The 8505-nt window shown below is 75.0% G+C and carries 5 protein-coding genes; all 5 read right to left on the reverse strand.

What is annotated here, in order from left to right:
• Positions 1-284: 284 nt before the first annotated feature.
• A complete protein-coding gene (locus tag HCN56_RS21010; protein ID WP_312871340.1) occupies positions 285-2885 on the reverse strand; it encodes a terpene synthase family protein in 2601 nt (866 codons plus the stop codon).
• A gap of 394 nt (positions 2886-3279) precedes the next feature.
• A complete protein-coding gene (locus tag HCN56_RS21015) occupies positions 3280-4863 on the reverse strand; it encodes an MFS transporter (protein WP_420918958.1) in 1584 nt (527 codons plus the stop codon).
• A 23-nt stretch (positions 4864-4886) separates the two neighbouring features.
• Entirely contained in the window at positions 4887-5687 is an 801-nt protein-coding gene (locus HCN56_RS21020) for a helix-turn-helix domain-containing protein (protein WP_167973472.1), read from the reverse strand.
• Positions 5688-5867: 180 nt separating this feature from the next.
• Positions 5868-6530, reverse strand: coding sequence for a response regulator (locus HCN56_RS21025; protein WP_312871342.1), 663 nt, complete (start codon positions 6528-6530; stop codon positions 5868-5870).
• 203 nt (positions 6531-6733) lie between these two features.
• Entirely contained in the window at positions 6734-8161 is a 1428-nt protein-coding gene (locus tag HCN56_RS21030; protein WP_167973476.1) for a sensor histidine kinase, read from the reverse strand.
• Positions 8162-8505 lie beyond the last annotated feature (344 nt).

An 8505-nucleotide genomic window follows, 5' to 3' on the forward strand; every position in this document is an offset into this window, starting at 1 on the left:
CGGAGCGGGCGGCGACACCGGGTCGGCGGGGGCGGGGTACGCAGACGGGGCAGCCGGCGCCGGAGGGGCAGACCGGGCAGGGCGTGCGCAGATCGGACGCTACGGGCAGGCGCCGTCCCGGTGGCCGACAGCGGGGCGGGTGCGCCGGCGCCCACGGCCACCGGCGCCATTGGGGGCCGGCACACCGGTTGGGTCGGCGACGGGCACCCACCGCCGACCGGTGCCGGAGCGCGCCGGTGCCGAACCGGTCCCACCCGGTGCCGTGGGTGCCCGCCCCCGTCGCCTCAGTGCCCGGCGGGCCGTCCGAGGGCCGGGCGGAGGCCGGCGGTGCCGAGGCCCGTGGGCCCGGCGGGGACCACCGGGCGGGCCGGGGCGGCTGCGGTCGACTCCGACTCCGGGACCCGCGCCCCGGGCACCGCCGCGCATCCGGCGCCGAACGACACCGGCCCGTGGGCCACCGCCGGGAGGTCGCCCGGGTCGGCGAGCAGAGTCCGGACGGCCGGCGTCGCGAACGGGTCCTCCTCCGTCACCCGGTCGGTGGTCGCGCACCGGGAGGGGAAGGGCGGCGGGCCGTGGAACCGGGAGCGGGAGCCCCCGGGCCGCTGCGGTGCCTGCGGCACCGCGGCGGAGGACGGCACCGGCGTGAGGCGCGGCGCCGCGCCGCTCGGCAGCGGCGGAGCCGCTGCGGCCGACTGGGCCCGGACCGCCTCCAGGCAGTCCTCCTCCCGGTAGCGGCGGCATTCGCGGTGCCAGAGGAGGATGCCGGAGAGCCAGTTCTCCAGGTCCTTCACGTAGGCGCCCATCGCCTCGCGCGCCTCGGTGCCCAGCTGCATGTCGTCGAAGAGGGCCGGCAGTTCGTGGGCGACGACGTGCTGGAACTGGCTCATCCGCGACCGCATCAGGTCGTCCACGATGCGCAGCGCCGTGGGGTAGTCGCACTCGAAGAAGGTCTGGACGACGAGGACGCAGTTGTGGACCTCGCCCTCGAACTCGATCTCCTTCTGGTACGAGAAGACGTCGTTGATCAGGCACGCGTAGTCCGCCGCGGCGTTCTCCAGCGAGCGGACGGGCCCGCTCGCGTAGACCTCCGGGCCGATGGCGTCCGCGCGCCGCAGGCGGCACAGGCTCATGGTGAAGTCCGAGCCGAAGGTGGCGCGGCGCATCTCCATGTAGTCCACCGGGTCGGGCACGCGGTGCGCCGCCTGGTTCTCCAGCTCCCACACCCAGCTGGCGGTCATCGTCTCCAGCGAGGCGCGGAACGACACCCGGGCGGCGGGCGGCATGGGGGCGACCGTCCTCGCCCACAGATCGGCGAGTCCGCGTTCCAGGGCGTTGGAGGGCGGCACGGCGGAGGCGCCCTCGAGCGGCATGAACAGTGCGAGGCGCGCGTTGCAGGCGCGGGCCGCGGTGATGTCCCTGGTGCGGCCGAACACCACGGGGAAGTAGTCGTCGCCGTAGGTGCCCCAGGTCAGCCACTGCGAGCTGAGGTCCAGGGCGTCGGAGGTGGCGTCGGGGTGGATGCCGGCGGCGCAGAGCGGGAAGTCGAAGCCGGCGAGCCGGTCGCGGTCCCAGATGTCGGAGGCGGGGACACCCGGCTGCGGCTGGAGCATGCCCATGGCCTCGCCCCACTCCACCGTGGCGCGTCGGGCGCTCTCCAGGTGGGGGCTGAGCCGGACGGTGAACGGCATGTCGAAGTCCGGGAGGATCGACGGGCCGACCCGCTGGTGCGGGGTGTGGCCGTGGCTCCGCAGTCCGCGCAGGCCGGAACGGGCGCTGCCGAGCAGCGCCTTGACCTGGGCACCGAGCACGACCTGCCCGGCGGTGCCGATACCGGTGGGGCCGGGCGCCGTCCAGCCGCCGGTCAGCGGTGACCCGGAGCCTGCGGCGGCCCCGCCGTCGTTCATGTAGCGGCTGGAGCGCAGGTGCCACTCGTGGCCGCCGGCCTGCCAGTCCTGGAGCCCCTTGGCGTACGCGAGGACGTCGGCGCAGGCGGCCGGGGGGAGCGTGTGCTCGGCGAAGAGCGGGGCGAGTTCGGTGAGGGCGGTGTGCTCGAACTGCTGGAGCCGGGAGGTGAGCAGGTCGTTGACGGCGTCGGCCGCCTCCTGCGTGGAGCAGCCGAGGAAGCGCTCCAGCACCAGCACGCCGTTGCTGAGCTCGCCCTCGTCCTCGACCTCCCGCTGGTAGGAGAAGAGGTCGTTGCGGAGGTGGACCGCGTCCGAGAAGGAGTCTCGCAGGACCCGCAACGGCCGGGAGGACGCGACCGCCGCGGGTACCTCGGCACCGGCCGCGTGTTCCACGAGCCCGGCCGACCAGGGGGCACCGCCGACCTTGCGGCGCATCTCGATGTACTCCACCGGGTTGGCGATGCGCCCGGCGTTGATGTTGGACAGCTCCCACAGCGACTCGTTGAGGAGGTGCTCGGTGGACTCGGCGAACCGGGCCCGCCAGGCGGCCGAGCGCTCCGGGACCGTGCGGCGCCAGAGGTCACCGAGGCCGGCCTCGACGGGGTTCTCCGGCTCGGGGAAGCCGGCGGCGAGGTCCATCGGCATGAACGCCGGGAGGCGGTCGAGGTGGTGCTTACCGCCCTCGCGGTCCTGGGTGCGCTTGTACGCCTCCAGGAAGTTGTCGTCGAAGAAGAAGACCCACACGTACCAGTCGGTGATCAGACTGAGCATGTCGGCGTCGGTGTCGGGGTGGGTGTACCCGCACAGCAGCGCGTAGTCGTGGGCGTCGAGATCGCGCTGCTCCCAGATGCCCGAGCCCTCCAGCATCCCCATGCGGCGGGCCCAGGCACGGGTGTGCTGCCGTGCCTGCTCCACGTGCGGGCTGAGCCGCGGCGGATACGGGGTGTAGAAGTCGGGCAGTGTGAACGGCTGTGCTGACACCGGGGGAGCCTTCCTGAGCTGTTCGTGCCGTCCGGTGACCCGGACGGCCGGGAACTACCCGTGCCCCAGGCGCGCCATCCCGGCGACGCAAAGGTCGTACAACCGGAAGAACTCCGACAGCGGCGCCCGGCAGCCGGGTGCGGAACGACGCACCGCCGGTGGCGGCGGGCGCGGGAGCGCCACGGCGACGACGTCCGCGTGGCCGGAACGGCCGGGAGCGGCCGTGGGTACGCCGGGGGCGCGCGACCCCGCGCCGCGCTACGAACCGCGTCGGGAAACCGACTGCGACACGCCGGGACTTCGGCGTGTCGCAGTCGTGCAGCGGGGCAGCGGGGCAGCGACCGGCGGGCAGGAGGCTCAGTCGCCCGCGCCGGTCCGCCGGTCCGGACCTACGTCAGAGCCGTCCGGCCCCGCCCGCAGTCCGAGCCGCCGGCTCCCGGCCGCCGTCTCCGTCCGGCCCGACCGGGGGTGGGCCGGGGCGGGGCCCGGTAGTGCGTCCCGCCCGCCGGGCCGCGGCGCGGGCGCGGTCCATCTCGCGCCACTCCCGCCGCATGCCCGCGACCGTGGTGGCGAGCGCGTACAGCAGGCCGGAGCAGACGAGCACCGGCACGAGACCGACCGCCGTGACGGCGAGGCCGCCGAACAGCCCGCCCAGCGGAATGCCGGCCCATGCCAGCGACGACCCGACCGAGGTGACCCGCCCCAGCAGCGGCCGCGGTATCCGCTCGAAACAGACCGCCGAGATGACGGGGTTGAGGAAGCCCGCCCCGAACCCGCCGACGGCGAAGGTCAGCGCGACCACCCAGAGCGGCGCGCCGAAGGCCATCGCGAGGAAGCGGGGTGCCCCGACCACCAGGTATCCGGCGAAGTACACCGCGCGCCGGGGCAGCCGGTGCGCCCAGATCGCGGCGACCGCGCTCCCCAGGACCGCGGTCCCGCCCATGGCCGCCGCGAGCAGTCCGATCGCGGCGGGCCCGTGGCCGGAGGACTCGACCCAGACGGGCAGCATCACGGAGGTGAAGGCGGCGTCGAGCAGGTTGGTCACCGCCGCGGTGATGTACAGCAGGAGCAGCAGGGGTTGGGTGCGCAGGAACCGGAACCCTCCGGCCAGCCGGCGCCAGTACCCGCCGTCGCTCTCGCCCCTCTCGTCCGGCGCGCCCCTCTTGTCCGGTGCGTCCGGCGCGCCCCTCTTGTCCGGCGCGTCCGGCGCGCGGCCGGGCTTCTCCCGGGGCTCGGCGCCGTTCGTCTGCCCGGGCGTCGACGCCGGGGCGGGCGCCACATCGGCAACCGGCGCGGTCGGGGAAGGGGTCGCGTCCGGTGACGACGCAGGCTCCGCGCTCACGCCGCGGTCGGGAGATCGGCCCATCCCCCGGGGGAGGACAGCGACGACGATCACCGCGCCGAGCGCGAAGCAGACCGCGTTCACCAGCAGGCCCGCCATCGGCCCGGTGACCGCGATCAGCAGACCGCCGGCGAACGGGCCGACCGTCGAGGCCAGCCGCTCGACCATCCCCGCCAGTCCGGTGGCGCGCTCCAGCACCACACCGCTGCGGTCGGCCGCTTCGGGGACCATGACCTGCTTGGCGAGATCGCCGGGCCCACGCGTCGCCCCGGCCAGAGCCACCAGGGCGAGCAGCCCCCAGAACGGCAGCACGTCGGCGAAGTACAGCAACGGGATCAGGACGACGGCCAGCGCGCTGGCGAGGTCGGTGGTCCACGAGATCAGTCGCGAACCGGTCCGGTCGAGCACCGGGCCCGACAGGGCTTTCGCCAGCACGTAGGGCGCCATCTCGCAGAAGACCACCAGCCCGGTCCGGGTCGCGCTGCCGGTGGTGACGAGCACGAACCACGGGATCGCGATGGCGGAGACGCGGGTGCCGGTGAGCGCGACGGCGAGCGCGGCGAGCAACCCGACCAGGGGGCGCAGTCCCTGCCCCTTCCCGGGCCCCTCCCCCACCGTGGGTCCCGGCGCGGGTATCGGCGGGTCCGTCGCGGCGCCGCTCACCGCTCCGGCCCGGCGTCGGCCGACGGACCGGAACGGTCCGCCCCGCCCCGCTCCTCCCCGGACCCTGGGTTGCCGGCACCGCCCTGGGCACCGGGCTCGGCATCCTCGCGCGAGGCCGGCTCCGGCAGCACCAGGGTCACCGCGATGACGTACTCGGCATCATCGGGCACCTCGCGGGGCGCGTTCGGGTCCTCCCACCGGTACCGGGCGAGGACCTCGGCCAGCTCGTCGCGCAGCCGTTCGCCCTCGGCAAGGGTGAGCCGGAGCGAGACGTCGGACATGGTGAAGACCTGCTGCCACTCGCGGGGCATGTCCTGGTACGCCTCGACGCCGCTGCGCAGCCGGGCGGTGTAGAAGGACTCGATGGCCTGGATGTACGCCATCGACGCCTCCGGCTCCCGCACCAGCAGCTCGCGGTCGTCGAATCGGGTCATCTCGTGGGCGGCCCGCCACCAGCGTTCCCGCGAGGTGCCCTCCGCCGGGTCCTCGGTGACCAGCCCGGCGTCGGCGAGTTGACGCAGGTGGTAGCTGGCCGAGCCGGTGTTGATGCCGAGCTTCGCGGCGAGGCGGGTCGCGGTGGAAGGGCCGTGGCGTCGCAGCTCGCCCAGCATTCGCAGCCGCCGGGGGTGGGCCACGGCCCGGAGGCTGCGGGCGTCGAGACGCGCCGCGGTCCGTCCGGCGAAGGGGTCGGGCCGCGAACCGTCCGCCGGGCGGGACGGCGTGCCGTCCCCGTCGTGGTCCACCGCCGCCGAGTCGGGTGTCGGATCGTCCGTCGGGTCGTTTCCCTCGCTGCGCATGGACAGCAGCGTAGAACGCCAACAGTTCTTTGCAAAGACTCTTTGGCAAAGAAATGTTGGCAAGGCGTTGCGGGCTCGACGGGCACCCGGACAACGGCGTCGCGCCGTCCACAGCCTGTGGACGGCGCGACGGAGACACGCGGCTCACGATCGGCCCGCGCACGGGCCGACGCCGTCAGATCAGAGGCCCTCCCCCGCGATGCCGTGCTCGTGGGCGAAGACCACGATCTGCACGCGGTCGCGGAGCCCCAGCTTCCGCAGGATGGACCCGACGTGGGTCTTCACGGTGGACTCGCTGACGAAGACCTTGGCCCCGATCTCGGCGTTGCTGAGGCCGGCAGCGACCGCCGCCAGCACCTCGCGTTCCTTGACCGTCAGGTTGTCGAGCCCCGGCGGGGCGGGGCGGCGGGGGCGGAAGGTGCCCTCCAGCAGGGTCGCGAGGTCCTGCGGGGCGAGGACGGCGTTCCCGGCGTGGACGGTGCGGATCGCGTCGCCGAGCATCACCGGGGTGGTGTCCTTCAGCAGGAAGCCGCTCGCCCCGTACCGGATGGCGGTGGCCGCGCGGTCGTCGAGGTTGAAGGTGGTCAGCACGACCACCCGCACCGGCCTCCGACGCCGCGCGCCGCGGCTGGGGCCGAAGATCTGCCGGGTCGCCTCGACCCCGTCGAGCACCGGCATCCGGATGTCCATCAGCACCACGTCGGGGCTGAGTTCGTCCACCAGCCGCACCGCCTCGGCGCCGTCGGCGCCCTGGCCGACCACCGTCATCCCCGGCTGGGCGTTGACCATGACGGCCACCCCTTCCCGGAACAGCGCCTGGTCGTCGACGAGCAGCACCCGGATGGGCGCCGGTTCGCCACCGCCACCCGCCCCGGCCGGCGGTGCCGGCGCCTCCGGCGCGGGAACGGCCGGCGGTGCCGGCGGGAGGTCGGGCGCCGAGTTGGCCCCGGAGCCGGCGGAGCCGCCGGGCGCTGCGGCCGGCCCGACCGGTCCGTCGGACGCGGTGAGCGGCGTGGGCGGCGTCGTCGGACGCTCGTCCGCCGCGCTCACGTGCGGGGCCCTACCGCGGGAAGCGGAATCCAGGCGGTGGCGGTGTAGCTGTCCGGCCGCCGTCCGCCGCCGACGGGCGCCCAGACCGTCGCCGGGTCGTCCGCGGAGTCCTCGTCCGCCGCGTGGCCGGGATGACGCGCCACCGACAACCGGCCGCCCACCGTCTCCAGACGCGCCCGCATCCCCTCCAGCCCCATGCCGGACACCCCGACCGCTGTTCCCGGACTCACCGCGTTCCGCACCTCGATTCTCAACTGGTCGCCCCAGTGCCGCTCCACCAGCAGCGGCTCCCCGCGCACACCGTGCTTCAGGGCGTTGGTCAGCATCTCCTGGAGCACCCGGAACGCGACCGTCTCCACGTTGGACGGCAGCGGACGCGGCGCCCCGATGACATGGTCCCGCACCTCGCCACCGGCGGCCCGCACGTCCTCGATGAGGGTGTCGGGGCTGCCGGTCGGCTGGAGCCCCGGCCCGTCCGGACCGGCGATGGAGGCCAGCACCTCCCGGACGTCCCGCAGCGACTGGCGGGCGGAGACAGCGATGTTGGCCATCGTCCGGCGGCTGCCCTCGACGTCGTCGTCCGCCAGGAACTGCGCCGACTCCGCCTGGGCGAGGATCACCGCGAGGGAGTGCCCGACGACGTCGTGCACGTCGCGGGCGAGCCGGGCCTGCCCCTCGCGCAGCCGGGCGATCTCCTCCGCCTCCGAGCGCTGCGCCTCCGCCTGGAACCGCTGCGCCTCGGCCGCCGACCGTTCGGCCTCCGCCCGCAGCCGCGCCTCCTCGTCCGCGGCGGACTTCTCACGCGACGCCCGTGCGGCGCCCCGCAGCCGCAGCACCAGCCCCAGCAGCCACGGCAGCGCACAGACCGCCAGGGCCGTGAGCAGCAGCAGCGTGACCGCGCCCCGGGCGTCGAGCAACCGCGGCAGCCACACCCCGTACTGGTAGGCGCCCAGGAGTTGCAGCCCGTGGAGGTAGCTGTGCGCCACCGCGAAGGCAACCGCTCCGACGACCGACACCCCCGAGATCCAGACCACCGCGGTGGTGCCGTAGCGGGCCGCCCCGTAGAGCACCAGCACCCCGGCGAACTGCGCCAGGAACAGCTGCGCGCCGGTGATCATCTGCGCGAGGAGCATCAGCCAGCCCAGCAGCAGCGCCACGCCCGGAGCGCGCCGATGGCAGGCGACCGCGCCGGCGAGCAGCACGGCCACGACGAAGACCACCGGCGAGCGGACGTACAGGCCGACCACGGCCCGGTCCAACTCCACGAGGGAGAGCACGAGCACGCCGAAGCCGAGGAGGATGTCCCGCGTCCACGGCTCCCGGGCCAGGTGCGAGAAGTCGGGCCGGCGGCCGGGCGGCGGCCGGCCGGGGTCGTGGTCCGGTCGGGGCGGCGGGGCGGGGGCGTGGCGGGGGTGGGGTGTCACTGCCTGCTCGTCTCGTGGGTGGGATGCACGGCCGTGGTCCGAAGCCGGGGCACCTGGGCGGCGGTCGGGACACCGGGCGCGCGCGGAGAGGCCAGGGCAGGGACCGCCCGGCCCGGCGGGCGGCGCTCGCCGCCCGCGGCTCGGATCGTCATGCTCCCGACTCTAGGAAGGCAGCGCGCGGCGCTCCTCCCCCTGAGGTACCGCACCCCTGGTACGCACGGCCCGCGGCTGTGCCACCAGGGACGGGACGTCGCCGGAACGGGTGAGAGCCGGCACGGCGGGCGTCAGGCGGCGAGCGCGCCGACGTCACCCACACCTGCGGGTGAAGTCGGCGCGCGGGCCGG

The organism is Streptomyces lonarensis (assembly GCF_012033735.1).
GTDB lineage: Bacteria > Actinomycetota > Actinomycetes > Streptomycetales > Streptomycetaceae > Streptomyces > Streptomyces lonarensis.

Bases quoted from the DNA above. Each gene is read 5' to 3' on its own strand.
- HCN56_RS21020 (WP_167973472.1), bottom strand. From the start codon at position 5,687: ATGCGCAGCGAGGGAAACGACCCGACGGACGATCCGACACCCGACTCG.